Below are 24,287 nucleotides of genomic sequence, written 5' to 3' on the forward strand. Positions count from 1 at the left end.
AAAGCTGGCGCGCCACGTTTGCGGCAGAAACCCGAATCGCCAGAGACCGATGAACCAGGAAATCATCCCCCACTACGAGCGTGTCAAACGCCTGATCGTCGAGCGCATCAAAGCCGGCACCTGGCGGCCGGGCGACCGCATTGCCTCCGAGGCGGAGCTGGTGAAGGCGCTGGGGGTGAGCCGCATGACGGTGAACCGGGCGCTCCGGGAAATGACCCTGGACGGGACCCTTACCCGCGTCCAGGGGGTCGGCACTTTCGTCGCCGCCCAGAAGCCGCAGGCCGCCCTTTTTGAAGTGCGCAACATCGCCGAGGAAATCGCCGAGCGCGGCCATGAGCATGAGGCCGACGTGCTGAAGCTGGAGGCGCTGCCGGCGCCGGACGAGATTGCCCGGACTTTCGCCATGCGTGCCGGAACCCGGGTATTCCATTCCGTGCTTCTGCACCGCGAAAACGGCCTGCCCGTCCAGATCGAGGATCGCTATGTCGACCCGCGCGTTGCACCGGGATACCTGGAGCAGGATTTCACCCGGCAGACCCCTTATGTCTACCTGACCCGGGTGGCGCCCATTTCGGAGGCCGAGCATGTGATCGAGGCAGTGCTGACAGCGCCCTGGGAGCGCAAGCATCTGAAGATCGAGGCGAACGAGCCCTGCCTGCAGCTGACCCGCCGCACCTGGTCCGGCGGCAAGCCGGTCAGCCAGGTGCGTCTGCTCTACCCCGGCAGCCGCTATCGCCTCTCCGGGCGCATCGCGCCGAAATCAGGCTAGGCGCGAATCACCAGCAGGGTCTGGCGGATGCCGTCCCGTTCACCCTCGATCAGCGGGGCAAAGCTGATATCCGCGTCGGGCGCCAGCTTTCGCGCCACCTTCTCGATCAGGCTCCGGGGGCTTGACCAGGCCAGGCCAGACAATTGCCGCCGTTCGGCGCTTTCGGGGAAATGCACCAGGGCGATACTGCCGGGCGAGAGCAGCGAAACGATGCTGCCGATATAGGAATCGAGCCGGGCCTCGGGGACCTTGGAGCAGACATGCCAGGACGCGACGAAGCGCGGCTTGTCGGCGCGGACCCTGGCCAGCGTTTCCGGGTTGATGACGCCAAGCTTGGGCGCCTTCTCGCGCACGAAATCTGCGTCCATGCCCTGCAGGCCGAGTTCGTAGAATTCGGCGGTGATGTCGACACCCCAATACTTGCCGGGCTCGAGATAACCGATCAATGCCTCGCCGAGTCGCAGCGAGCCGCAGCCGTAATCCACCGCCACGTCACCGGGCTGCAGGCCATAGCGCTTCAGGAAGTCCAGCAACTCGGTCTGGGCGCGCACGGGGCGCGATTTCGGCCCGATGGCCGGATGTCCGGCGCCGCGAACTTTCCGCATCACCGCATGGACATAATAGTCCTCGTAAGGGGCAAACGGGTTGCGCAGGCGCCAGGAAAGATAGCGCTTGGTCCCACGCCACCAGCGCTTCATGTTGAATTCCTTGGACAAACTCACTCCCCTGGGATGTGCCGCCCGGCAGGCCAAATCGGCCGGGAACCTAAACAGTTTCATGCCCACAGCCAAGGACGAAAGCAGGCCTTTGCCGCGGCAAACTTGCCGCAGGGTCCGTGCCCCGGCCTGGTCGTCACCGGTGGGCCGGCGGCAATGTGACCCGGATCACAGACGGCCGGCACGGGCGGTCCTATGTTTGCTCGCATGAAGCGGGGTTCACCCAACCGTCCCCATCCCCGCTTCAGATCGCGGGCGCCCGATGCCATCCCCATCGGGCGCCCGCATTCATTCCGGCCCCCTTCGATCCGGTCGCGACAAGCTGATCCCCGGGGCCGCAAGCCGCCAATTCGCTTGCCCCGCCCCCGCCCCGGGGCTAAAGAAGCCGGGCTCTTTGGCCGGCATAGCACAGCGGTAGTGCAGCGGTTTTGTAAACCGAAGGTCGGGGGTTCAAATCCCTCTGCCGGCACCATTTTTCAGGCCGCCCACAGCAGGGGATCCAGACTCTTGGACAATGTCGCCACTACATCCGGCCGCACTGAGTCGGTCCGGGTCAAGAATGAACAGGCGGTCTTTAACCATTATAATGCCGGCTGGTCCCGCTACCTTGCGGTCGCCGAGGCAGCCTATGCCGAGGAAGGGCAGAACCTCGCCCGCATCCTCAGCCGCTGCCTGGCCGAACGCGGCAACGCCCCGCGCAAGCAGCGCGGCAAGTACCGCCCGACGGTCGGCGGGGAACCGCTGTCGGATCGGGTCAACCAGGCAGCCCACCTCGCCTATTACGCGGCCGTCATGCTGGAGGAAATCCGCGCCCGCGTTCCGGCCAGTACCCAGCGCATCATCGAGATGGGGTCCGGCTGGGGTGCCGTCATCACCGGCCTGTGGCTCGGCGGCGCGCCGCGGGATGCGGAATACTGGGCGCTTGAATACACCGATGCCGGCCAGGAAGTGACGAAACTCTTCGCCCGGGCCGAACCGCGCTTTCGCCTGCAGACCCGCCATTTCGACTACCACAAAGCGGATTTCTCGTACCTCACCGAGAAACTGGAGACGGTCGTCTACAGCACCTATTCGATCGAACAGATCACCTTCATCAAGGATGAATTGATCGACCGGATCATGGCCATTCCGGGCTTCACGCGTTGCGTCCACATCGAGCCCGTGGGCTGGCAGGTGGAACCGGATGCGATCATCATGAAACTCGACCGGCTGGCGAAAAAACTGGGCCTCAAGGCACTGAACCAGGCGACGGCTTCGGCTCGGCGTTGCTGGCGCCATGGCAAGAACCGCAACCTGCTGGAGACCCTGCGGCGCTACGAGAAGGCGGGCAAGATCGTGATCGAGAAAATCGATCGCGACCTGGTCGCCAACGATCCGCTCAATCCCGGCACGCTGGTGGTGTGGCGGCGCGCTTGAGCCGCTACCCTATTCCCAGTCGCTGAGGCCGTAATCTGCCAGCAGGGCGGCCAGCGAGCCGTCCGCCCGCATCGCCTCCATCTGCCGTTCAAGTGCCGCGGCCAGTTCCTCCGAATCGGGTCGCCTGGGGGAAAAAGCGATGTGCAGGGTCAGGGGCGCAAGGCATCCGGCGGTCTTGATTTCATCCGCCCGTCCCGCCTGCTTGGCGACGAACCGAATGACTGCCTCGCTGTCGAGAATGGCGTCGACGCGCCCGCGCAACAGCAGGCCGACATTCTTTTCCGCCCCCTCGTCATCGCGGCTGGCGACGACAGTCCCGCCGGGACCGTCATGCGCGTCGACATAGGCATCGATCGGCCCCTCGTCATGGGTGTAGCCGGCGACGACGCCCAGCAGTACCTCGTTCAGCGAGGCAGGGCCGCGATAGGCCCACATGCTGTCCCGTCGCACGAAGAAACAATCGTGGTCGCGTCCGAGCGGGACGCTCAGCACGAGGCCCTGCGACTCCAGCGGTGTCGCGCCGATCACCGCGTCGATCCTGCCATCGGCCACTTCTTCAAGCGCACGGTCCCATGGCATCAGCTGGTAATCGGCCTCATGGCCGGCCGCAGCCAGCGCACGCGCCGCCAAATCCACCATGTAACCGGGGCGCGGATCTTCGGGCATGCAATTGTAGGGACACCAGTAATCGGCCCGCAAACGGATGGTGTCGGCAGGCGCCGCCGCCGGAAAGGCGGCAAGCAGCACGCCGGCGACCATCATGAGGCCGCACAATCCGGATCGACGCCGCATGTCCCGCCAATCCATCCGATCGTTTCCCGGTCAGACTCACCAGCCCTGCGTCATGATCGGCCGGTCAGCGGATCGCGTCAATCGAAGGCTGGATATCTAGGGACGCCAGAAGGGTTTCTGTATCTCGTTTTCCGCCTCGCCGGGAGTGAGGCCGATATCCTTCAGCAGATGCGCGTCCATCCGGGCAAGAGCGCGGCGCACGCGCTGTCGCTCTGCCCAGAGAAACAGAAATTCTTGAAATTCAGCGATCCTGTCAGCAAACCAGCCCCAGCTGGTATTGGTATTGGCGCCGATTCCGCACTGCCGACCGGCCATGCCTGCCGTAACCATTCTTGAACCTCATGCTTGGTGCCCAGCCGCGATCGGGCTGGCATCGATGCCGGTTTGTCGCCGGCGGCCGCGTGGGGGTTCACGGGGCGGAGGCACGCGCTGCTCGGCCCGTGGCGGGCCAAGACCAAGCCCGAAGCAACAAAAAGGGCGGCCGCCGCAACGAACCGCCCTTTTCAGTAAGGAATCTCGGGTGACCGTCCGCGCGGAGTTGTGACGCCCACCACAGCGAACCCACGGGATCGGGGGGGATGACTGTAAGGTTCGCGTCAGAAATGATATCAAACCGCCCCATGCATGCACTGGAAACCGGACGCACTCGCCGTCCCCTCACGAAATCGTGACCCGTGCCAGCTTCGTGCCGGGAACCCCCGCGGCCCGGCTCCGTTATGATCATCGCTGGCAGCCAAAGGGCGCAAGCCAAGCCTGCCAGGCCGGATTATCGAAACCGTTCGACGCACTGATTTTACTGGAAATGTACACACTCACGCCTGCAATGCTGACGGGCATCGCCCAGCTTGATGCCGAGCATCACGACCTTGTCGCTGCCATCAACCAGCTGCGGGCGGCGGAAGCAGACGGTACGGCCTCGGATTGTGGCAAGCAATTGCGCCGGTTCCGCGATCTGCTCGCCACGCATTTCGAGAGCGAGGAAATCTATCTGCGCCTCCTGAACTACCCCTGGGCCGGCCATCATGCCGATCACCACGGCAGTATCCTGACGATGCTGGACCAGTTGCAGGAGGCACTCCTGGGCGGCGAGCGCCAGCCGGGCGGGATCGCCGAGGAATGCTATAGTGAATTGCTCGGCACGGTCCTGACCATGGATCTGCGCTTCCTCAATTGGCACCAGGAGCTGCAATCCCGGTCGCGGTGAGGCTCTGGGTTGCGCCCGACTGGCTCCTTTCCCTGACGACATCAAGCAGCGCCCGCAACGCAGGCGGCACGGCGCGGTGACCCGGAAAATAGATTGCCAGGGCTTCCGCAGCCGGCATCCAGGTGCCGAGAATTTCCTGCAGTTGTCCGGCAGCGAGGGCGGCTTCCGCGGCCGGGCTGGCGACATAGGCGATGCCCAGCCCGCGGATAGCGGCCTCCACCATCAGTTCCTCGTCGTCCAGGATCACGCTTCCGGCGGTATCGACCGTCAGGACCCGCCCCGCCCGCGCGAACTCCCAGCGATAGAGCCTGCCACCCGGCATGCGGTGGCCGAGGCAGCGATGCGCTCTCAGATCCTCGGGCGTTTTCGGCGCGCCGGCGCGGGCGAGATAGCCGGGCGAGGCGACGCAGGCGAACCGCACCGGCTCCCCCAGGACTAAGGCGATCATATCGCGCGGAATGGAATCGACCAGGCGTATGCCGGCATCGAACCCGGCCGATACGATGTCGACCAGCCTGCCATCTACCACAAGGTCAACGACGACATCCGGTGAGCGATCCGCCAATGCCGGCAGGATATCGCGGACCAGGCGTGCCGCCGCGAGGCGCGGCGCGCTTACCCGGACCGTGCCGGCGACGCGGCCGCGGAACGCTGCGACGCTCTCGATCGCCTCGTCCAGCGCGTCAAGTGCCGGTTGCAGGCGGGCGAGCAGGCGGTAGCCGGCCTCGGTCGGCGCCACGCTGCGGGTGGTGCGATTGAGGAGACGCACCCCCATGCGTTCCTCGAGCGCCCGCATCGCGTGGCTGAGGGTCGAGGGGGCTGTGCCGAGTTCGTCCGCCGCACGGCGAAAGCTGCGATGGGTTGCGACCGCCACAAAGGCGGCGAGGTCATTGATCGAGGGCCGGATCATTGATGGGAATTTTGCATCAACGCACGCCCATTTCAACGTCTTATTGTCGGAATAGCGGCGCCTTATTTCGAGGTTTGTAACCCCACTTCTAAGAGGACACCCGACATGACACAGACCAAAGCAACATCCGCCGTCAAATCGGCAAGGCGCGACGCCGTCATTCCCGCCGACCGTCACGCGCTCTACGACGCCCACAAGTATTCCGCCGCCATCCGTGTGGGCGATCTGCTGTTCGTTTCCGGCCAGGTCGGCGCCCGCCCCGACGGCTCGCCGGAGCCGGTCTTCGCCGACCAGGTGCGCCGGGCTTTTGCCAATCTGAAGGCCGTGCTGGCGGCTGCAGGGCTCAGCTTTGACGACGTCGTCGACGTGACCTCTTTCCACACCGATCCAGAAAATCAACTGGAGACCGTGCTCGCCATCCGCGCCGGGGAGATCGGCGAAGCGCCCTATCCGAGTTGGACAGCTGTGGGCGTCAACTGGTTGGCCGGGTTCGATTTCGAACTGAAGGCAATCGCACGGATTCCGTGATCCCGGGCGTATTGCGGCGGGAGCGCACCGCCTCGGCGGCGCTGGTGAGCCGGGCGGGGTTCGAACCCGCGACCCTCTGATTAAAAGTCAGATGCTCTACCGCTGAGCTACCGGCCCTTCACCAATCAAATGCGGCGGCGTTCCAATCCCATTATTGGGCGGAAATTGCAAGCTTCGATCGCGCCGGCGGGATCGCCAGATGCCGCCAGCGCGGCGAAGAATTAAGCCGCAAAATCAAATAACTATCGGCCTTCCCTAAAAACCTTCTGCAAGGCGGCGTTGACCCGGGGAGAGACGAATTCGTCGATTTTCCCGCCCAACCGCCCGATCTCCTTGACGAAGCGGGAGGAGATGAATTGCTGGCGCTCCGAGGCCATCAGGAAGACCGTCTCCACCGCCGGGTTGAGGCGAGCGTTCATGCCGGCCATCTGGAACTCGTATTCGAAATCGGAGACGGCGCGAAGGCCCCGGATGATGAATTGCGCCCCCACTTCCTCGACGAAATGCATCAGCAAGTTGTCGAAGGGCCGCACCTCGACATTGGCGCCGTCGAGCCCGTTGCGGGGATCCGCCACCTCCTCGCGCATGAGGGCAATGCGCTCCTCGATGCCGAGGAGCGGGCCCTTCCCGGCATTGGTCGAGACGGCAATAATCAGCCGGTCCGCCATCAGGGCAGCCCGGCGGATGATATCCATATGCCCGTTGGTGACCGGGTCGAAGGTCCCCGGATAGACACCGATCCTCTGCGCCATCTTGCCCCCTGCCCCCGCTTTTACCTCGGTCTCAGACCCTGGACCTGGCCGCCTGGCCTGCCGGCCACGCGGCTTCTGCCCTCGAAATCCGGCCCGCCTTATTCCGGGGCGCCCTCTGCCCCATCCCCTGCACCGGCATCCCCAGTTCCGGCAGGATCTGGCTCGGCCACCGTTTCGCCGCCCTCGGCCTCGGTATCCTCGCCCTCATCCATCATGTCCGGCATGTGGGCGACGGCGACCACCTGCTCATCCTCGGCCACCGTAAAGACCTTGACCCCCTGGGTCTGGCGCCGGGCGACGCGGATGTCGTGGACCGGGCAGCGAATGAGCTGGCCGCCATCGGTCACCAGCATGATCTGGTCATCGTCGGTAACGGTGAAGGAGGTGACGACATGCCCGTTGCGGGCCGACATTTCGATATTGGCGACACCCTGCCCGCCGCGCCCGGTCAGGCGGTATTCATAGGCGGATGTGCGTTTGCCATAGCCCTTGGCAGTGACGGTGAGGATGAGTTCGTCCTTTGCCTCGAGCTCGGCAAAGCGCTCGGGGCTCATCTCGGCGCCCGGGGCCGTCACCTCCTCCGCCTCGGGGCTGCTTTCGGCCAATTCGCCCTCTTCGCCCGACGCGGCCGCCAGTTCGCGGCGCTTCTGGGCGGCAAGGCGCAGATAGGCATCGCGTTCCTCGGTATCGACCTCGATGTGATTGAGGGTGGTCATGGAAACCACGTGGTCGCCCGCCTCCAGCCGGATGCCGCGGACACCGACCGAATCGCGCCCGGCGAAGACGCGCACATCGGTCACGGGGAAGCGGATCGCCTTGCCGCTGCGGGCGGCGAGGAGAATGTCGTTCTCCGCCGTGCAGACGGCGACGCCGATCAGGCGGTCCCCCTCGTCCAGCTTCATCGCGATCTTGCCGTTGGCGCGCACGTCGACGAAATCGCTGAGCTCGTTGCGGCGCACATAGCCGCTGGCCGTCGCGAACATGATATGGCTGTCATGCCAGGTGGATTCATCCTCCGGCAGGGGCAGCACGGTCGAGATGGTTTCGCCCTCGGACAGCGGCAGGATGTTGACCAGCGCCTTGCCGCGCGCCTGCGGATTGCCGAGCGGCAGGCGATAGACCTTGGTCTTGTAGACCATTCCCTTGGTCGAGAAGAACAGGACCGGCGTATGGGTGTCGGCCACGAACAGCTTGGCGACGAAATCCTCGTCGCGCGTCGACATGCCGGCGCGGCCCTTGCCGCCGCGACGCTGGGCCCGATAGGTCGAGAGCGGCACCCGCTTGATATAGCCGCCATGGGTCACGGTGACGACCATGTCCTCGCGCTGGATCAGGTCCTCGATGTCGTGCTCGAACTCGTTCTCCTCGATCGAGGTGCGGCGGGGCGAACCGAACTGCGCCTTCACCGCAATGAGTTCGTCGGTCAGGATCTTGAGGCGTTTCGGCCGGCTTTCCAGCGTTTCGAGATGGTCGGTGATCTCGCCGGCGAGGCCGTTCAGTTCCTCGGCGATCTTCTCGCGCTCGAGCCCGGTGAGGCGCTGCAGCCTCAGATCGAGGATCGCCTTGGCCTGAGCCTCGGAGAGGCGGTAGGTGAGTTCCTCGGTCAAGGGATGCAGCGGATCGTCGATCAGGCGGATGAGCGGCGCCACATCGGCGGCCGGCCAGTCACGCCCCATCAGGCGCTCCTTGGCGACCTGCGGGTCCGGCGCGGTACGGATCGCCTGGATCACCTCGTCGATATTGGCGACCGCGATGGCAAGGCCGACCAAGACATGCGCCCGCTCGCGCGCCTTGCCGAGCTCGTAGACCGTGCGCCTGGTGATCACCTCCTCGCGAAAGGCGACAAAGGCGGCAATCACGGATTTCAGGTTCAGCATCTCCGGCTTGCCGCCGTTGAGCGCCAGCATGTTGACGCCGAAGGAGGTCTGCAGCGGGGTGAAGCGGTAGAGCTGGTTGAGGACCACATCGGCCATGGCGTCGCGCTTCAGTTCAACGACAACGCGCACGCCGTCGCGGTCGCTTTCGTCGCGCAGATCGGCGATGCCCTCGATGATCTTCTCGCGCACGCATTCGGCCATGCGCTCGATCATGCGCGCCTTGTTGACCTGGTAGGGCACCTCGGTGATGACGATCGCCTCGCGGTCCTTGCGGATCTCCTCGATCGCGGTGCGGCCACGCATGACGACCGAGCCCTTGCCGAGGTGGTAGGCCTCGCGGATGCCGTTTCGCCCCAGGATGACGCCGCCGGTCGGGAAGTCCGGGCCCGGCACGATGCGGATAAGCTCGTCGATGCTGATCTCCGGGTTCTCGACATAGGCGCAGCAGGCGTCGATCACCTCGGACAGATTGTGGGTCGGGATGTTGGTCGCCATGCCGACGGCGATGCCGCCGGCGCCGTTCACCAGCAGATTGGGAAAGCGCGCCGGCAAGACGACGGGTTCCAACTCACGGTCGTCGTAATTCGGCTGGAAGTCGACCGTTTCCTTGTCGATGTCCTCGAGCAGCGCCTCGGCCGCCTTGGAGAGGCGGGATTCGGTGTAGCGCATCGCCGCCGCCGGATCGCCGTCCATCGAGCCGAAATTGCCCTGGCCGTCGATCAGCAGGACGCGCAGCGAGAAATCCTGCGCCATGCGCACCAGGGCGTCATAGATCGCCTGGTCGCCATGGGGATGGTATTTCGCCATGACGTCGCCGACCGCGCGGGCCGATTTCTTGAAGCCCCCGGAGGAGGAGAACCCGCCCTCGCTCATGGCATAGAGGATGCGGCGATGGACCGGCTTCAGGCCGTCGCGCACATCGGGCAGCGCGCGGGAAACGATGACGCTCATCGCGTAATCGAGATAGGAGCGCTTCATCTCCTCTTCGATGGTGATCGGCGCGATGTCGAATCCGGGCGTGGCGGGCGTTTCGGTCACTGGAAATTATGCCTTGCGATTCAATGTTTTAATGGCCGTCTCGGCATCCCCCGAAACCGCGTGCGGAAGATAGCAGATCGGCCCCGGCCGAACAACATAAGCGCGGCGGTTTTCGCACCGGCGATTTGCCTAAAAAACCCAATAAAAACAAAGGCCCGCCGGGTTCCGAGGAACGCGGCGGGCGCAAGTCAGGGATGTTCGGGAGAATCCGGCCGGGATCAGGCGATCAGCGGCCGATTCGGGGGCCATAAGGATGCGGCCTCAGGCCGCCTTCGGGCCCCCGAAATCCGTGGCGAAATCGTTCGCGACGCGACCGCCGAAACGGCCGCCGACCCGCGGCAGATCGAAGGCATAGAATTCAGCCGGGGCGCGCATAAGCCGGTTGGCCGGATCGCGCAGCAGGCCGATATCGTCCAGGAGCCGGTCATCGCAATCCGACAGGACGGTCTCCAGGCTGGGCGAGATCGCCCTGGCACGGCTGCGGAAAAAGAGACGGGTCAGCATGGCGGTTCTCCGACGATCTGGTTTGGCGTCACTCTGGTTTAGCGTCACTCTGTCGCAGGAATGGCTGCTTCGGTTCGCCCATCCTGCACAGATCGCTCTGTTCTCCTTAAAATAGGGCGTTTCCGGCACCTTGACACGCGATACTTAGTAACGAATACGTTTAGCCATGCTAAATCCGCCCGGTCCCCTGTCGCCCCTATCGAGCCGCCGCATGGCCTCCCTGCCCGGCTTGCGCGCCTTCGAGGCCGTGGCACGCCTGGGATCCGTGCGCCAGGCGGCGGCAGAACTCCATGTGACGCCGGGCGCCGTCAGCCAGCAGGTCAAGGCGCTGGAGGCCGAGATCGGCGCGGCCCTGGTGCAGCGCCACGGCACCGGGCTGGTCCTCACCCGCATGGGCCAGGAAGTGAAGGACGATCTTGCCCAGGCCTTCCGCCTGCTGGGGCGCGTCTCCGATCGCCTGCGGCGTGGCATGAAGGGCCTCTCGCTGCGCCTGCGGATCGAGGACCCGGCGCTGGCCGCCAACTGGCTGCTGACCCGCCTGCAGCGCTATCGCGCCCGGGCGGACAGCGTCGACGTGGTGCTGGAGACGGCTACCAGCTGGGCGACGCTGGAGCCGGACGCGTTCGATTTCGACTTCCGCTTCGGCCTCGGCGACTGGCCGGATGTGGTGGCGCACCGTCTTTTTGCCGACGAGGTCTATCCGGTCTTCAGTCCGAAGGTGCTGGCACGGGCACCACTCACCGACCCGGCCGATCTCAAGCACCACACCCTCCTCCACCTCGACTGGAGCGGGCAATCCTACATCTGGCCGGACTGGCAGGCCTGGCTGCGCGCCGCCGGGATCGAGGACGTGGATGCGACGCGCGGCATCCATTTCACGGATTTCGCACTTTGCCTGCAGGCCGCGGTGGCCGGCCAGGGGGTGGCGTTGGGCACCACCGGCGCCGTCGCCGACCTCCTCGCCGAAGGGCGCCTGATCTGCCCGTTCGAAAAGAGCATCACGACCCCCTTTGCCTATTACATCGTGCATGCGCCCGACGTGTTAAAGCGGCCGGAAGCGCAGGCCTTCCTCAACTGGATCCTGGAAGAAGCGAAGGCGACCGAGATCTAATCCAGCGCCGCGATGAGTTTAGCCGCCAGGGCAGGCGCCTCGGCCGGCGCTAAACGCGGCCATTCTTCCCCTAACAGAGCTTTGAGGGCGACCGCGCATTTCTCGGTGTAGATCACCGTGCCGTCCTTTTCGATGGCGCTGATGCCGTCGAAGACCAGGGCAGAGGCGTTGATGCCGAGGGCGTGTTCCAGAGGCCAGTCCGGCGGCAAGTCGATCTCGACCCCCTTGCGGCTGATCCTCACCGGATAGCCGCCGACGAGGCCATTGGGCGCCGGCGCGTGCAGGGCATGCGGCTCGGCGTCGAGCAGGGCCGCCAGCACGTCAAGGGCAGCTGAGGCGGTGATGCGGTTGATCTCGAGATCTTGCACGACCGGCATCTTCACGCTGCGGAGCTTGTCCTTCACCGCCAAGGAAATGTCATGGCCATGCCACAGCACCTGCAGCAGGAAGGGCGGCAATTCCTTCACCGCCTCTTCGCGATAGAAGAGATTGGAGAGCGCGTGGCTGCCCACCAGCTTGACGGCCAGTTCGGCAATCGGCGCATTCGCATGCTGGCTGGCGAGAAAGCGGATCTTCGGCAGGCATTCGCTGACATTGCCGATGCCGACGATCGGCCCCTGCCCGGTCATGTGCAGGACGGCATTGACCACATCGGGATAGGTCGCCGAGACCCAGGGGCAGTGCAGTTCGGATTTCTCCCAGGCGGCACGCAGGGCCAGCATGGGCGCCAAATGGCAGGCGAGCCAGCCGGCGAAGGGCAAGGCGCGCACCTTCGGGTTCGCATGGCCGAGAAGCTTCCACCAGGGAAGAAACGTCGGTGCCGCCATCATCAGATCGGGCTGGATCTTGCGCAAGGTATCGGCGGCATCGGGCGCGTTGAAATCGAAACCGACCACGTCGATGCGGGGATATTCCCCCTCCAGCGCCGCACCGATCCTGGCGGCATTAGCGCGCATGCGGGCCTGCGCCACGTTCCTGGTTGCCACGATGATATGCGGGAATCGGCCATCCCGCGCCGCGGCTTCCAGTACCGCGCCGTTCAGCTTTCCGAGCGATATCAGTAAAAGTTTGCTCAAGCCGCCCCCCGGGTCAGGGGCGGCAGCCTAGCCTGACAACGGCGCGTTGGCGATACCCCCTTGCCCTGCCTCTCTTCCGCAAAGAGAGAAGGGATGAGGTGCCATTTTCCACGTCATCCCCGGGCTCGTCCCGGGGATCCAGTATTGCGCGAGAGACTGAATGCCAGGGTCAAGCCCGGGCATGACGCAGAGCAGGTGGCGCCGTTACTTCTTGAACCCGGCTTTGGCGAAGGCTGCGGCGAGGGCGTTGTCGCTGCCGCCGCTCTTGCCCTGGGGCGCGCGGTTGTCCTGCATGAATTTGCGCTCGTTGCGGCCCAAGGGCCGATCCTTGGGCGCACCCTGTTCGCGCGGCTTCGCGGCCGCCTCGCCGGAGCGCATGGTGAGGGAGATGCGCTTCCTGGGGATATCGACCTCGACCACGCGCACAGTGACGACGTCACCGGGTTTCACCACTTCGCGCGGGTCCTTCACGAAACGGTCGGCAAGCGCGGAGACATGCACAAGGCCGTCCTGGTGGACGCCGATATCGACAAAGGCACCGAAGGCCGCGACATTGGTGACGACACCCTCCAACTGCATGCCGGGCTTCAAATCCTTCAATTCCTCGACCCCTTCCTTGAAGGTCGCCGTCTTGAATTCCGGGCGCGGGTCGCGGCCGGGCTTTTCCAGTTCCTTCAGGATGTCGCTTACCGTCGGCACACCGAAGGTCTCGTCCGTGAACGCATCCGGCTTCAGCGTGCGCAGCAGCTTCGCGTCGCCAATGACGGCGCTCATATCCTTGCCAGTGAAGGCGAGGATGCGACGCACGACCGGATAGGCCTCGGGATGGACCGAGGAGGCGTCGAGCGGATCCTCGCCATCGCGGATGCGCAGGAATCCCGCCGCCTGCTCGAAGGCCTTGGGGCCCAATCGCGGCACCTGCAGGAGCTGCTGGCGCGACTTGAAGGGGCCGTTGGCGTCGCGGAAAGCAACGATGTTCTGGGCGAGGCTGTCGCCGAGGCCCGAAACGCGGGCCAGCAGTTTGGCGGACGCCGTATTGACCTCGACGCCGACCGCGTTGACGCAATCCTCGACCACGGCATCCAGCGCCTTGGAAAGCCGGAACTCCGCCACGTCATGCTGGTACTGGCCGACACCGATGGATTTGGGATCGATCTTGACCAGTTCGGCGAGCGGATCCTGCAGGCGGCGCGCGATTGAAACCGCACCACGGATGGTGACGTCAAGCTCCGGCAGTTCCTTGGAGGCGTATTCCGAGGCGGAATAGACGGAAGCGCCGGCTTCCGACACCATCACCTTGGTGAGCTTCAATTCCGGGTGGCGCTTCATCAGGTCGTCGGCGAGCTTGTCTGTCTCGCGGCTGGCCGTGCCGTTGCCGATCGCCACCAGTTCGAGCTTGTGACGGTGGCAAAGGGCCGCCAGCACCGCGATCGATTCATCCCATTTGCGCATCGGCTCGTGCGGATAGATGGTGGCGAATTCCAGCACCTTGCCGGTCGCCGCAATGGCGGCCACCTTGCAGCCGGTGCGCAGGCCCGGATCGAGGCCGAGAGTGGCCCGGCCACCGGCGGGGGCTGCCATCAGCACGTCCTTGAGGTTCGAGGCGAAGACGCGCACCGCCTCTTCCTCGGCAGCAAGGCGCAGGCGGCCCATCAAGTCTAGCTCGATCGAAAGCTTGAGCTTCACCCGCCAGCACCAATGCACGACATCGATCAGCCAGGGATCGGCGGCACGGCCGCGGTCGCTGATGCCGGCAGCCGATGCGATGGCGCGCTCGGCCTCGTTGAGTGCTTTCCGATCCTCCGGCTCGTCGATGGCGAGGGAGAGCGAGAGCACCTCCTCCTTCTGGCCGCGGAACATGGCAAGTGCGCGGTGCGAGGGCACCTTGGCGATGGGTTCGGCGGCGTCGAAATAATCTGAGAACTTGGCGCCCTTGTCCTCCTTGCCGTCCATCACCTTGGAAACGAGGCGGCCCTTCTCCCAGATGAGGTCACGCAGGCGCCCAAGCAGATCGGCATTCTCGGCAAAGCGCTCGACCAGGATGTCGCGGGCACCATCGAGCGCCGCCTTTACATCGGCCACACCCTTTGAGGCATCGACGAAGGCTGCGGCCTCGGCCTGGGGCTGTTTCGCGGGATCACCGAGGAGCAGGTCGGCCAGCGGCTCCAGCCCCGCCTCGCGCGCGATCTGCGCCTTGGTACGGCGCTTCGGCTTGAACGGGAGATAAAGATCCTCGAGCCGCGCCTTGGTCTCGGCGGTCGCGATCTCGCGCGACAATTCGTCGGTCAGCTTGCCCTGTTCCTCGATGCTCTTGAAAATCGCGGCACGGCGATCCTCAAGCTCGCGCAGGTAACCCAGGCGCTCCTCGAGCTTGCGCAACTGCGTGTCGTCTAGGCCACCCGTCACCTCCTTGCGGTAGCGGGCGATGAAGGGAACGGTCGCACCACCATCGAGCAATTCGACCGCCGCCCGAACCTGCGCCTCGCGCGCGTCCAGTTCGGCGGCAATCCTGGCTTCGATGGAAATCATGCGTTTTCTCCCGAATCGGTCCAATCAGCGAAAGGCGGGCCTTGTAGCGGAGGCGGGACTGGGGTTCAATGGCCCCGCCAATACGGGGTACCGAAGCATGAGCACAGCGAGACCGGCAGCCACCGGCACCGTCCAGGTCGACAACGAACGCGTCATCGTCACCGAATGGCGTTTTGCGCCGGGCGCCGAAACTACCTGGCACCGCCACGGCTATGACTATGTCGTCGTGCCGCTGTCGAGCGGAAAGTTGCAGATCGATGACGGCAAGGAAACGCGCTTTGCCGAACTGACCGCCGGCAAGTCCTATTATCGCCCGGTCGGCGTCGAACACAATGTCATCAACGCGAACGATCACGAGTTCGTCTTTGTCGAAATCGAATTCAAGGCGCCCTGAAAAACCCGAGGGCGCCGCCCGTCAGGGCAAGCGTCCCCGCAGACAAAAGGGTGGCGAGGGTCGCACTGGCGGAGGCAAGGCCGTGCCCTTCCCCACCAGGGAGCAGGTGCTGGACTTCATCCGCACCTCGCCGACGCCGGTCGGAAAGCGTGAAATTGCCCGCGCCTTTCACCTGCGCGGGCAGGACCGCATCCCGCTCAAGGCCCTGCTGAAGGAACTGGAACAGGAGGGCGCCGTCGATCGCGGCCATGCCAAGCGCCTGGCTGCCTCCGGCGCGCTGCCGGAGGTGACGGTCATCCAGATCATCGGCCCGGATGCCGATGGCGACATCTGGGCGCGGCCAATCGATTTTCCGGAAGACGATGCCGAGCCGCAGATCGTCGTCATCGAGGACAAAAAGCTGGACCGGCCGCTGGCAGCCGGCGACCGCGTGCTGGCGCGCCTGGAGCGCACCGATGCCGATGTCTATGAGGCGCGCCCCATCCGACGCCTGCAGGCCCGTGCCGAGCGCGTCGTCGGCGTGTTCGAAAAGGGCCCGCATGGGGCGGGGCGGCTCATCCCCTCGTCGAAGCGGGTAAAGACGGAGTTCATCGTCGAGCCGCGGGACATCAACAACGCGCGGCCGGAGGAGATCGTCGTCGCCGAAGTCGAGCCGGCGCGGCGCCTCGGCCAGCCGAAGGCCCGGATCATCGAGCGCATCGGCCGTGTCGGCGAGCCGAAGGCGGTCAGCATCATCTCGATCGCCGAGCACCACATTCCGTTCCAGTTCTCGCCTGCCGCATTGGAACAGGCGGAAAACGCCGGACCGGCGCCGCTCGGCGACCGCACGGATCTGCGCCAGGTGCCGCTGGTCACCATCGACGGCGACGACGCGCGCGATTTCGACGATGCGGTCTGGGCGGCACCCGACGACAATCCGAAGAATCCCGGCGGCTGGCGCATCATCGTGGCGATCGCGGATGTCGCCTGGTATGTGCGGCCGGGTGACGCGCTCGACCGCAACGCCTGGGAGCGCGGCAATTCGGTCTATTTCCCCGACCGGGTCGTGCCCATGCTGCCGGAAGAGCTTTCCAACGGCTGGTGTTCGCTGCGCCCCCATGAGGAGCGGCCTGTGATGGCGGTCGAGATGACCATCGATGCCGCGGGGCAGAAGCTGCATCACCGTTTCATGCGCGGGCTGATGCGCTCGGCCGCGCGCCTCACCTATGAGCAGGTGCAGGCGGCCGTTGACGGCAATCCCAATGACCTCACCGAACCCCTGCTGGGGCCGGTCATCCGGCCGCTTTACGGCGCCTTCCAGGCACTGCTGAAGGCGCGCGAGGCACGCGGCACGCTGGAGTTGGATCTGCCGGAACGGCGTGTCTTCATCACCCAGGACGGGCGGATCGACCGCATCGTGGCGCGCGAGCGGCTGGACAGCCACCGCCTGATCGAGGAATTCATGATCGCCGCCAATGTGGCGGCGGCGGAAGCGCTCGAGAAGAAGCGCTGGCCCTGCATGTATCGGGTCCACGACCGGCCGGATGAGAGCCGCATCGAGGCGCTGCGCGAATTCCTGGATACGCTCGACCTGCGCCTCGCCAAGGGCCAGGTGCTGCGACCGAAGCACTTCACGCAGCTTCTGGGTCAGGCGCGCGACACGCCCTTTGCCGAGATGATCTCGACCCTGGTGCTGCGCTCGCAATCGCAGGCGGTCTATGCGCCGGAGAATCTGGGCCATTTCGGACTTGCCCTGCAGCGCTACGCACATTTCACCTCGCCGATCCGGCGTTATGCCGATCTGCTGGTGCATCGCGCCCTCATCGGCGCCTATGAGTTCGGCGAAGGTGCGCTGGAGAAGGTCGCCGCCAAGGAATTCGCGGAGACCGGAATCCACATCTCGGCGACCGAACGGCGTGCCGCGGCGGCCGAACGCGACGCCATCGACCGCTATGTCGCGGCCTTTCTCGCCGACCGGGTCGACGCGGAATTCGAGGGGCGAATTTCCGGCGTCGCGCGTTTTGGCCTGTTCATCAACCTGCGCGAAACCGGCGCAGACGGCATCGTGCCGATCTCGACCCTGCCCAACGACTTCTATGACCATGACGAGGGTCGTCACGCTCTCGTCGGACGGCGCAGCGGGCGCATCTTCCAGCTTGGCCAGTCGGTCACCGTGCGCCTGGTCGCTGCCGATGCCCTGACCGGCGGCATCACGCTGGAATTGCTGGCGGCTGAACCCCTGGGCGCGACCGCCGCCACAACCGCGCGGCGCGCCAATCCGCCTGGCCGGCATGGCCGTACCCCGGGGGTTAAGGCCCCGCCCCGCAAGGGTGGCAAGCCGACGCAGCGCGGCCGGGCTCCCCAGGGTAAGACTGGAAATGGGGGAAAGACCGGAAAAGGGCGGAAACCTGCGAAGAAGCGGCGCTAGACCCCGGCGAAAGCAACCAATTAGGTGTGCAGGATTAAGCACTTGAGGGCCTAGCCTGCGGCCGGATTTCTGCTAGATTGTGGCCGAACAAAGATGGTCCGCGCGCGGGCATGGCGCGATCGGCGGGCCTGAGGGTTGCAGCGGATGCCAAGCGGTTCGAGTGCGCACATGAATGCCCAGGTGAAGTCGCAAGCGGTGGCCGGACGGGCCCGGCGCAGGGCTTTGCTGCCCCTCGCCCTGATGCCGCTGCTGCTGGGTCTGGCCGCCTGTGCCGGCACCTCGGGCGGAGCGCCGGTCGCCGGGGATGCCGCCCTTGATCGCGACATGATGGTGAGCGGCCTCGGCGACATCAACTCGATCTACATCAACAAGCCGCGTCTGGACGAACTGACACTGGCCGGGATGCAGCAATTGTCCAGCCTGGACCCGGCCATCCGGGTCGAGGGTGACAAGGACGACATCAAGCTGTTCCGCGAAGGCAGGCTGCTCGACGCCGAACGCATCGCCGATGGCGAGGACGCCGGGGCCAAGGAATGGGGCCGCGCCGCCGCCGAACTGTTGGGCGAGGCGCGCCGGAATTCGCAAGCCGTCAGTGACGCCGGTAGCGAGCGAATCTACGAGGCGGTCTTTACCGGCATCATCGGCAAGCTGGACGGTTTCTCGCGCTATTCCGGCGCCTCGGCAGCGAAGGAGGAGCGCGCCGCGCGCGACGGCTTCGGCGGCATCGGCGTGCGCATCTCGGTCGAGGACGACCAGGTCCGCATCACCGCGGTCATGCATTACACGCCGGCCGAACGCATGGGCCTCCGGCGCGACGACATCATCCTGGAGATCAACGGCGATTCCGTCGAAGGGCTGACCCAGATCGACGTGGTCAACCTGCTGCGGGGCGAGGTGGACAGCCGGGTCAGCCTGCTGGTCGCCCGCGAAGGCCGCGACGACTCCTTTGAAGTCAGCGTCAAGCGCGCCCATGTGGTGCCGGAGACAGTGAGCTACCGGCGCGAAGGCAATATCGCCTATTTCCGCGTGTTCAGCTTCAATTCCGAGACGGCCAACACCCTTAAGCGCGAGATCAAGGACGCGAAGATCGAGATCGGCAAAAAGCTGAAGGGCATCGTGCTGGACCTGCGCGGCAATCCCGGCGGGCTGGTGCCGCAATCGGTGGCGGTCGCCAACCTGTTCCTGGAGGAAGGGCGCATCGTCTCGATCCATGGCCGCCATCCGGACAGCCACCAGTATTTCGAGGCCAGCGAAGGCGATGTCGCCGAGGGCAAGCCGATCGCCGTCCTGATCGACGGCAATTCCGCCTCGGCCGCCGAGATCGTGGCTGCCGCCCTGCAGGATAATGGCCGCGCCGTCGTGATCGGCTCCAACTCCTATGGCAAGGGCACGGTGCAGAACATCAAGACCCTGCCCAACCAGGGTGAGATCAAGCTGACCTGGGCGCGTTTCCATGCCCCGTCGGGCTATACGCTGCATCATCTGGGCGTCCTGCCGACCGTGTGCACCAGCGGCAAGGTCAGTGCGGAAAAGCTGCTGGCCGAGCTCAAATCCGGGCAGGTGCCGCAAGTGCCGACCCTGCGCCGCAACAGCGCCAAGCCCGACGACACCGCCGCCCTCGATGCGCTTCGACGCCTCTGCCCGGCACGCCGGGCAGAGGATCCGGTGGATCTCGAGCTTGCCCTGCGCCTGCTGGACCAGCCCAGTGTCTATGCCAGCGCCGTCGGCCTGGCGCAGCCGCCGGCCGCTGCGCAGCTGGATGACGCGGCCGAGGCGCAACTGCCTTTCGTGCCCTGATTACGTTGTCGAACCGCAACATTCTGGACCGAAAATCCCCGGTGCGGCCAAAGGATGCCGCCGGGCTGGTGTTGATTCGGGTGCCGCGCCGCGGCGCACCGGAAATCCTGATCGGCCGGCGACCGGCCAGGATGGGCTTCCTGCCGGGAATCCATGTGGTGCCGGGCGGACGGGTCGATGCTGCCGACCGGATCAAGCTCGGGCAGCCGCATCCCGATGTCGCGCGGCAGCTGGGCACCCCGAATCCCGCCATTTTCATCCAGGCCGCCCTGCGCGAGACCTTCGAGGAGACCGGCCTGCTGGTCGGGCGCCCGGGTGCCCTGCCCGACCGCGGCACCGAAACCCCGCTTTTGGCGGCCTATGCCGCAGCGGGACTTGCCCCCGACCTCGCCGGTTTCGACTATCTCTGCCGGGCGATCACGCCGGTCACATCACGGCGCCGCTTCAATACCCGGTTCTTTCTGGGCGATGGCGCGCTGGCGACCGGCGAGCTTAAGGGTGATGGGGAACTGGAGGACCTGGCCTGGCGGCCGCTCGGGGCCCTGTCCGGGCTCAATCTGGTCGACGTCACCGAATATGTCCTCAAAACCGCCATCCGGCGCTGGCAAGCCGGCGTGCCGATCGGCGCCGAAGCTCCCAAGCTTCTAAATTATCGCAATGATATCATGACATTAAGCCGACAGCAGCAGCCGCGTCAGGGACTTGCCCGGCACTTGCCTTGACATTCGGCGGTTCCTCGCTATTTTGCGCCATCCTTTTGCCGAGAAACGCATTTTTTGAGAGATCGCCATGGCCAAGGCAAACACCATCCTGGTGAAGCTGGTGAGCAGCGCCGACACCGGGTACTACTACGTCACCAAGAAGAATCCGCGCACCACCACCGAGAAGCTGGAATTCCGCAAGTATGATCCGGTGGTGAAGAAGCACGTCGCCTTCAAGGAAGCCAAGATCAAGTAGGATCGGGCTTCCGGATCAAGATTGGAAACGGGGCGCTGCCGCTGGCAGCGCCCCGTTTCGTTTGAGCGGTTCGATTCCGCCGATCTGGGTTTGCGCTCCCCCTCGCCCCACAGCGCAAAGTGCGGAAAGGGGTGAACGAGAAATTCTACGCGGCCTTCAATCCGAGAAGCTGGCGAGCTTCCGCCGGGCTTGCCGGGTGGCGGTCATACTTGCCGCAGAGATCGGCGACGCGCTTCACCAGTTCGGCATTGCTGGCAGCGAGGCGTCCCTTCTCGAAATAGATGTTGTCCTCCAGCCCGGTGCGCACATGGCCGCCGCGCTTCAGCGCCCAGTGATTGGCTTCGAGTTGCATGCGCCCGATGGCTGCCGCCGTCCAGGTGGCATCCGGCAGCAATTCCTGCAATTCCTCCAGCATGAAATCGACGATCTTTTCGCGCGCCGGCAGGGCGCCCGGAATGCCGAGCACAAATTGCACATGGGCGGGGCACTTCAGCAGGCCGCGATCCACCAGGGCCTTGGCGTTGTAGAGCATGGCGAGGTCAAACAGCTCGCATTCCGGCTTCACGTCGTATTTCAGCATGTCGCTGGCAAGTTCGTCGATCAACTGCGGGGGATTCTCGTAGATGATCGTGGCGAAATTAACCGAACCGGTGGCGAGCGAACCCATATCGGGCTTCAGCTTCAGGGCGGCACCGCGCTCCGACGCTTCGCGGCCGCGGCCGCCGGTCGAGAACTGGATGATCATGCCGGGGCAGTGCTTCGCGATCCCTTCCTGCACCTGGCGGAACTTCTCGATATCCGACGAGGATTTGTCCTGGTCGTCGCGAACGTGGATATGGACCAGGCTGGCACCGGCCTCGAAGGCCTCGTGGGTGCTTTCGACCTGTTCGGCGGGCTGGGTCGGCAGGGCCGGATTCTGTGCCTTCGACGGCTGGCTGCCGGTGATGGCGACGGTGATGATGGCTGGCGTGCTCATAGGGCTGGCGTTTCGTTCCCGGGGTGATTTTTCATATGGCGACAATTGAGACGGCGACAATTCAGATCCTGGCGCTCCAGCGCGCAGTCAGCAGGCGCCAGATATCCAGGCCGGATTCGGCGACGGCGCCGGCGGCGAACGGATCGTACCCGTACCGTGCGAGCCGCTCAAGCTGTGCCGCGGCAAGGCGGGCGGGCAACAGGGCACCGATGCCGGCGCGCCGTTCGGCAGTACCCTGCGCAATGCCGCGTGCCTCAAGGAGCAGGGACCGGGCGCGGTCCGCCACTTCGGCCGTGACCCGGGGCAGGTTGGCGTCGGGCCGGAGGTCGCGCAGGCGATCTGCCGAACTTCCCGCCTCGCGCATCAGATCGATCGGCAGGCGCACGATACGGCGGCGCGCCAGATGTGGGGTAGCCCGCAACAGGCCGACCAAGCCATAGGCGGTGCCAGCCGACCGCGCCGCCTGACGCAGTTCGGCCCCCGCCCCCGCCCCCGCCACGCAGAGGGTTGCGGCGGCTTCACCGAGCGCACCGGCCGTGGCCTCGGCATAGGCCACCATCGCCGCGAGATCGGGCATGGTCGCATCCCTGTCGGCATCGATTTCCCGCGCATCCAGCAGGCGCCGCAGCGGCGCGAGATCCAGCCCTTCCGCCGCCAGTTCCTGCAGCGCGCGGACCAGATAGTGGCGGTGGCGGCCACCGGCGGCAATTTCGTCGAGAGCGTCGCGCCACCATTGCAGCCGGATGAGCGCCAGCATCGGTTCCGAGACTTTCTCGGCGATGCCGGCAATCTCGAGATTGAAGGCATAGAGCGTGGCGAGCCCTGCGCGCTGCCGGGGCGGTGCTGCCAGGACGCAGAGAAAGCGGTCGCGGTCGCCCTGACGAAGCGCCCGCAACGATTCCTGCACATAGGTCGCGCCGGCGTCACCTTCGACTGGCTCTGTCACGACATTCCCACACTTTCTCAATGGATTAGGGGGAATCAGTTTGTTCAGTTAACGCCATCCTATAATATGCGACTCATAGCCACACCGCTTTTGCTTATCTAAGGGGGATAGCCATGGGCAAAATTCTCGAAAACCTGCACCGCACCTTGGTGGCAGGTCTTGTTCTTACCGTCATCGTCTTCCTGATCATCAACCTGGGCAGCTTCGACCCGGCCAGCTACTTCGCGTTCCTGTTTCGCTGGCTGCACGTCATGGCCGGCATCCTCTGGATCGGCCTGCTCTATTATTTCAACTTCGTCCAGATTCCCTCGATGCCCAAGATTCCGGACGAACACAAGCCGGCGATCGGCAAGGTGATCGCGCCGACGGCGCTCTTCTTTTTCCGCTGGGCGGCCCTCGCCACCGTCGTCTTCGGTCTGCTGACGGCGATGCATCTCGGCTATCTGGTCGAGGCGCTGACCTTCCAGGCCGGCTTCGTCACCATCGGCATCGGCATGTGGCTGGCGCTGATCATGGCCTTCAACGTTTGGTTCCTGATCTGGCCCAACCAGAAGAAGGCACTGGGCATCGTCGAAGCCGACGCCGACACCAAGAAGGCTGCGGCGCGCACGGCCATGCTGTTCTCGCGGACCAACACCATGCTGTCGATTCCGATGCTCTATTGCATGGTCGCGTATCAGCAGGGCTATACCGGCTGATACCGGCGGCACCGAAGCCACTGGAACGGGGCCCTTCGGGGCCCCGTTTTCTTTTGGAAAAGACCACTTTTCAAATCCGCGCCAATCGGCCGCGCCCTAAATGTCCTGGGTCGGAACCCATCCGACATCCATCTGTTCTAAGGTGATACCCGCGAATTGCCGCGCTCCGATCGTGACAGCGGTCGCACTGTCCGGTCGCACTACCCGGTCGCTCTGCGCGGCGATCGTCATTGAAACGCCCAGAACATGAAAGGCACGCCATGACGAACCACTTCCTTCCCGACCTGCCCTACGCCATGGATGCGCTCGCGCCGCACATCTCCAGGGAGACGCTGGAGTTCCACTACGGCAAACACCACCGGGCCTATGTCGACAATTTGAACAAGCTGGTGGCCGGCACCGAATTCGAGAATGCGCCGCTGGAAAAGATCGTGAAAAAATCCTCCGGCGGCATCTTCAACAACGCGGCTCAGGTGTGGAACCATACCTTCTACTGGAACTGCCTCGCCCCCAAGGCCGGCGGCGCGCCCGAGGGCGAGCTTGCCGCCGCGATCAACAGGAAATGGGGCACCTTCGACACTTTCAAGGCGGAGTTCACCAAGCAGGCAACCGGCAATTTCGGTTCCGGCTGGACCTGGCTGGTGCGCAAGCCGGACGGCGATCTCGACATCGTCAACACCAGCAACGCGCAGACGCCCCTCACCAGCGAGAATTTGCCGCTGATGACCTGCGATGTGTGGGAACACGCTTACTACATCGATTACCGGAACAAGCGCCCGGACTATCTTGGCGCCTTCTGGCAGCTGGTGAACTGGAAATTCGTGGCATCGAACCTCGCCGACGCGGCGGTCCAGCAGACCAGGACGATCCGCAAGGCGGGCTGAGGCGCG

23 protein-coding genes and 2 tRNA genes are annotated in these 24,287 nt (G+C 65.0%); 13 read left to right on the forward strand and 12 right to left on the reverse strand.

The window, feature by feature from the left end:
- Positions 1-49: 49 nt before the first annotated feature.
- The gene (gene hutC, locus A8950_RS15310; RefSeq protein WP_133614549.1) at positions 50-769 is read left to right on the forward strand and encodes a histidine utilization repressor; all 720 of its coding nucleotides are present in this window, start codon (positions 50-52) and stop codon (positions 767-769) included.
- Here the strand turns inward: hutC and A8950_RS15315 are convergent.
- Positions 766-1,485: a methyltransferase domain-containing protein gene (locus A8950_RS15315; RefSeq protein WP_133614550.1), complete on the reverse strand. Its 720-nt coding sequence runs from the start codon at positions 1,483-1,485 to the stop codon at positions 766-768. The two genes, hutC and A8950_RS15315, sit on opposite strands and share 4 nt — an antisense overlap.
- A 397-nt stretch (positions 1,486-1,882) precedes the next feature.
- Here A8950_RS15315 and A8950_RS15320 point away from each other — a divergent pair.
- Together A8950_RS15320 and A8950_RS15325 are read left to right on the forward strand one after the other, a co-directional pair.
- Positions 1,883-1,957, forward strand: a tRNA-Thr gene (locus A8950_RS15320).
- Between the two features lie 35 nt (positions 1,958-1,992).
- Positions 1,993-2,901 carry a hypothetical protein gene (locus A8950_RS15325; RefSeq protein WP_133614551.1) on the forward strand — a complete coding sequence of 303 codons (909 nt, stop codon included), beginning with the start codon at positions 1,993-1,995 and terminating at the stop codon, positions 2,899-2,901.
- A gap of 9 nt (positions 2,902-2,910) precedes the next feature.
- On the opposite strand, the gene A8950_RS15330 is transcribed toward A8950_RS15325, so the two are convergent.
- Together A8950_RS15330 and A8950_RS15335 are read right to left on the reverse strand one after the other, a co-directional pair.
- Positions 2,911-3,693, reverse strand: coding sequence for a substrate-binding periplasmic protein (locus A8950_RS15330; RefSeq protein WP_166645207.1), 783 nt, complete (start codon positions 3,691-3,693; stop codon positions 2,911-2,913).
- Positions 3,694-3,789: 96 nt separating this feature from the next.
- Positions 3,790-4,023, reverse strand: coding sequence for a DUF1127 domain-containing protein (locus A8950_RS15335; protein WP_208109881.1), 234 nt, complete (start codon positions 4,021-4,023; stop codon positions 3,790-3,792).
- A gap of 472 nt (positions 4,024-4,495) precedes the next feature.
- On the opposite strand from A8950_RS15335, the gene A8950_RS15340 reads away from it, so the two are divergent.
- Entirely contained in the window at positions 4,496-4,897 is a 402-nt protein-coding gene (locus A8950_RS15340) for a bacteriohemerythrin (RefSeq protein ID WP_133614553.1), read from the forward strand.
- Here A8950_RS15340 and A8950_RS15345 read toward each other — a convergent pair.
- On the reverse strand, positions 4,860-5,807 hold the full coding sequence (locus tag A8950_RS15345) for a LysR family transcriptional regulator (protein ID WP_133614554.1): 948 nt from the start codon (positions 5,805-5,807) through the stop codon (positions 4,860-4,862). The genes A8950_RS15340 and A8950_RS15345 overlap by 38 nt on opposite strands.
- A 105-nt stretch (positions 5,808-5,912) precedes the next feature.
- On the opposite strand from A8950_RS15345, the gene A8950_RS15350 reads away from it, so the two are divergent.
- On the forward strand, positions 5,913-6,335 hold the full coding sequence (locus tag A8950_RS15350) for a RidA family protein (RefSeq protein WP_133614555.1): 423 nt from the start codon (positions 5,913-5,915) through the stop codon (positions 6,333-6,335).
- A gap of 42 nt (positions 6,336-6,377) precedes the next feature.
- On the opposite strand, the gene A8950_RS15355 is transcribed toward A8950_RS15350, so the two are convergent.
- The 4 genes from A8950_RS15355 to A8950_RS15370 all read right to left on the reverse strand — a co-directional run bounded on the left by A8950_RS15355 (position 6,378) and on the right by A8950_RS15370 (position 10,506).
- Positions 6,378-6,452 (reverse strand) — tRNA-Lys (locus tag A8950_RS15355).
- 125 nt (positions 6,453-6,577) lie between these two features.
- The gene (gene coaD / locus A8950_RS15360; RefSeq protein WP_133614556.1) at positions 6,578-7,087 is read right to left on the reverse strand and encodes a pantetheine-phosphate adenylyltransferase; all 510 of its coding nucleotides are present in this window, start codon (positions 7,085-7,087) and stop codon (positions 6,578-6,580) included.
- Between the two features lie 98 nt (positions 7,088-7,185).
- Positions 7,186-10,002: a DNA gyrase subunit A gene (gene gyrA / locus A8950_RS15365; protein ID WP_133614557.1), complete on the reverse strand. Its 2,817-nt coding sequence runs from the start codon at positions 10,000-10,002 to the stop codon at positions 7,186-7,188.
- 261 nt (positions 10,003-10,263) lie between these two features.
- Positions 10,264-10,506, reverse strand: coding sequence for a hypothetical protein (locus A8950_RS15370; protein ID WP_133614558.1), 243 nt, complete (start codon positions 10,504-10,506; stop codon positions 10,264-10,266).
- 211 nt (positions 10,507-10,717) lie between these two features.
- On the opposite strand from A8950_RS15370, the gene A8950_RS15375 reads away from it, so the two are divergent.
- Complete coding sequence (locus A8950_RS15375; protein ID WP_166645208.1) at positions 10,718-11,617, forward strand: LysR substrate-binding domain-containing protein; 900 nt, start codon at positions 10,718-10,720, stop codon at positions 11,615-11,617.
- On the opposite strand, the gene A8950_RS15380 is transcribed toward A8950_RS15375, so the two are convergent.
- A complete protein-coding gene (locus A8950_RS15380; protein WP_133614560.1) occupies positions 11,614-12,693 on the reverse strand; it encodes a hypothetical protein in 1,080 nt (359 codons plus the stop codon). The two genes, A8950_RS15375 and A8950_RS15380, sit on opposite strands and share 4 nt — an antisense overlap.
- Before the next feature lie 204 nt (positions 12,694-12,897).
- A complete protein-coding gene (locus A8950_RS15385) occupies positions 12,898-15,222 on the reverse strand; it encodes a Tex family protein (protein ID WP_133614561.1) in 2,325 nt (774 codons plus the stop codon).
- Between the two features lie 97 nt (positions 15,223-15,319).
- Between A8950_RS15385 and A8950_RS15390 the strand changes: the two genes are divergently transcribed.
- From A8950_RS15390 to rpmG, 5 genes are all read left to right on the forward strand, one after another.
- On the forward strand, positions 15,320-15,616 hold the full coding sequence (locus A8950_RS15390; RefSeq protein WP_133614562.1) for a cupin domain-containing protein: 297 nt from the start codon (positions 15,320-15,322) through the stop codon (positions 15,614-15,616).
- Between the two features lie 82 nt (positions 15,617-15,698).
- Positions 15,699-18,023 (forward strand): ribonuclease R, encoded by a 2,325-nt coding sequence (gene rnr / locus A8950_RS15395; RefSeq protein WP_243735664.1) that lies wholly within the window; start codon positions 15,699-15,701, stop codon positions 18,021-18,023.
- Positions 18,024-18,191: 168 nt separating this feature from the next.
- The gene (locus tag A8950_RS15400) at positions 18,192-19,820 is read left to right on the forward strand and encodes a S41 family peptidase (RefSeq protein ID WP_166645209.1); all 1,629 of its coding nucleotides are present in this window, start codon (positions 18,192-18,194) and stop codon (positions 19,818-19,820) included.
- 68 nt (positions 19,821-19,888) lie between these two features.
- Positions 19,889-20,542 (forward strand): NUDIX hydrolase, encoded by a 654-nt coding sequence (locus A8950_RS15405; RefSeq protein ID WP_133614565.1) that lies wholly within the window; start codon positions 19,889-19,891, stop codon positions 20,540-20,542.
- 67 nt (positions 20,543-20,609) lie between these two features.
- Entirely contained in the window at positions 20,610-20,777 is a 168-nt protein-coding gene (gene rpmG / locus A8950_RS15410; RefSeq protein ID WP_133614566.1) for a 50S ribosomal protein L33, read from the forward strand.
- 145 nt (positions 20,778-20,922) lie between these two features.
- Here the strand turns inward: rpmG and A8950_RS15415 are convergent, their stop codons facing one another.
- Positions 20,923-21,753 (reverse strand): BKACE family enzyme, encoded by an 831-nt coding sequence (locus A8950_RS15415; protein WP_133614567.1) that lies wholly within the window; start codon positions 21,751-21,753, stop codon positions 20,923-20,925.
- 61 nt (positions 21,754-21,814) lie between these two features.
- Positions 21,815-22,699, reverse strand: coding sequence for a squalene/phytoene synthase family protein (locus tag A8950_RS15420; protein WP_166645210.1), 885 nt, complete (start codon positions 22,697-22,699; stop codon positions 21,815-21,817).
- 113 nt (positions 22,700-22,812) lie between these two features.
- Here A8950_RS15420 and A8950_RS15425 point away from each other — a divergent pair, with 113 nt between their 5' ends.
- Complete coding sequence (locus tag A8950_RS15425; protein WP_133614569.1) at positions 22,813-23,397, forward strand: urate hydroxylase PuuD; 585 nt, start codon at positions 22,813-22,815, stop codon at positions 23,395-23,397.
- A 260-nt stretch (positions 23,398-23,657) separates the two neighbouring features.
- The gene (locus A8950_RS15430) at positions 23,658-24,281 is read left to right on the forward strand and encodes a superoxide dismutase (protein WP_133614570.1); all 624 of its coding nucleotides are present in this window, start codon (positions 23,658-23,660) and stop codon (positions 24,279-24,281) included.
- Positions 24,282-24,287: the final 6 nt, after the last annotated feature.

The sequence above is a fragment of the Dongia mobilis genome, from assembly GCF_004363235.1.
GTDB classification, from domain to species: Bacteria; Pseudomonadota; Alphaproteobacteria; order Dongiales; family Dongiaceae; genus Dongia; species Dongia mobilis.

Excerpts from the sequence above, each read along its gene's own strand:
- hutC (WP_133614549.1), top strand. The coding sequence starts at position 50 with ATGAACCAGGAAATCATCCCCCACTACGAGCGTGTCAAACGCCTGATC.
- A8950_RS15330 (WP_166645207.1), bottom strand. The coding sequence starts at position 3,693 with ATGCGGCGTCGATCCGGATTGTGCGGCCTCATGATGGTCGCCGGCGTG.
- A8950_RS15335 (WP_208109881.1), bottom strand. The coding sequence starts at position 4,023 with ATGGTTACGGCAGGCATGGCCGGTCGGCAGTGCGGAATCGGCGCCAAT.
- A8950_RS15340 (WP_133614553.1), top strand. The coding sequence starts at position 4,496 with ATGTACACACTCACGCCTGCAATGCTGACGGGCATCGCCCAGCTTGAT.
- A8950_RS15345 (WP_133614554.1), bottom strand. The coding sequence starts at position 5,807 with ATGATCCGGCCCTCGATCAATGACCTCGCCGCCTTTGTGGCGGTCGCA.
- A8950_RS15350 (WP_133614555.1), top strand. The coding sequence starts at position 5,913 with ATGACACAGACCAAAGCAACATCCGCCGTCAAATCGGCAAGGCGCGAC.
- coaD (WP_133614556.1), bottom strand. The coding sequence starts at position 7,087 with ATGGCGCAGAGGATCGGTGTCTATCCGGGGACCTTCGACCCGGTCACC.
- A8950_RS15370 (WP_133614558.1), bottom strand. The coding sequence starts at position 10,506 with ATGCTGACCCGTCTCTTTTTCCGCAGCCGTGCCAGGGCGATCTCGCCC.
- A8950_RS15375 (WP_166645208.1), top strand. The coding sequence starts at position 10,718 with ATGGCCTCCCTGCCCGGCTTGCGCGCCTTCGAGGCCGTGGCACGCCTG.
- A8950_RS15385 (WP_133614561.1), bottom strand. The coding sequence starts at position 15,222 with ATGATTTCCATCGAAGCCAGGATTGCCGCCGAACTGGACGCGCGCGAG.
- A8950_RS15390 (WP_133614562.1), top strand. The coding sequence starts at position 15,320 with ATGAGCACAGCGAGACCGGCAGCCACCGGCACCGTCCAGGTCGACAAC.
- A8950_RS15400 (WP_166645209.1), top strand. The coding sequence starts at position 18,192 with ATGAATGCCCAGGTGAAGTCGCAAGCGGTGGCCGGACGGGCCCGGCGC.
- rpmG (WP_133614566.1), top strand. The coding sequence starts at position 20,610 with ATGGCCAAGGCAAACACCATCCTGGTGAAGCTGGTGAGCAGCGCCGAC.
- A8950_RS15415 (WP_133614567.1), bottom strand. The coding sequence starts at position 21,753 with ATGAGCACGCCAGCCATCATCACCGTCGCCATCACCGGCAGCCAGCCG.
- A8950_RS15425 (WP_133614569.1), top strand. The coding sequence starts at position 22,813 with ATGGGCAAAATTCTCGAAAACCTGCACCGCACCTTGGTGGCAGGTCTT.
- A8950_RS15430 (WP_133614570.1), top strand. The coding sequence starts at position 23,658 with ATGACGAACCACTTCCTTCCCGACCTGCCCTACGCCATGGATGCGCTC.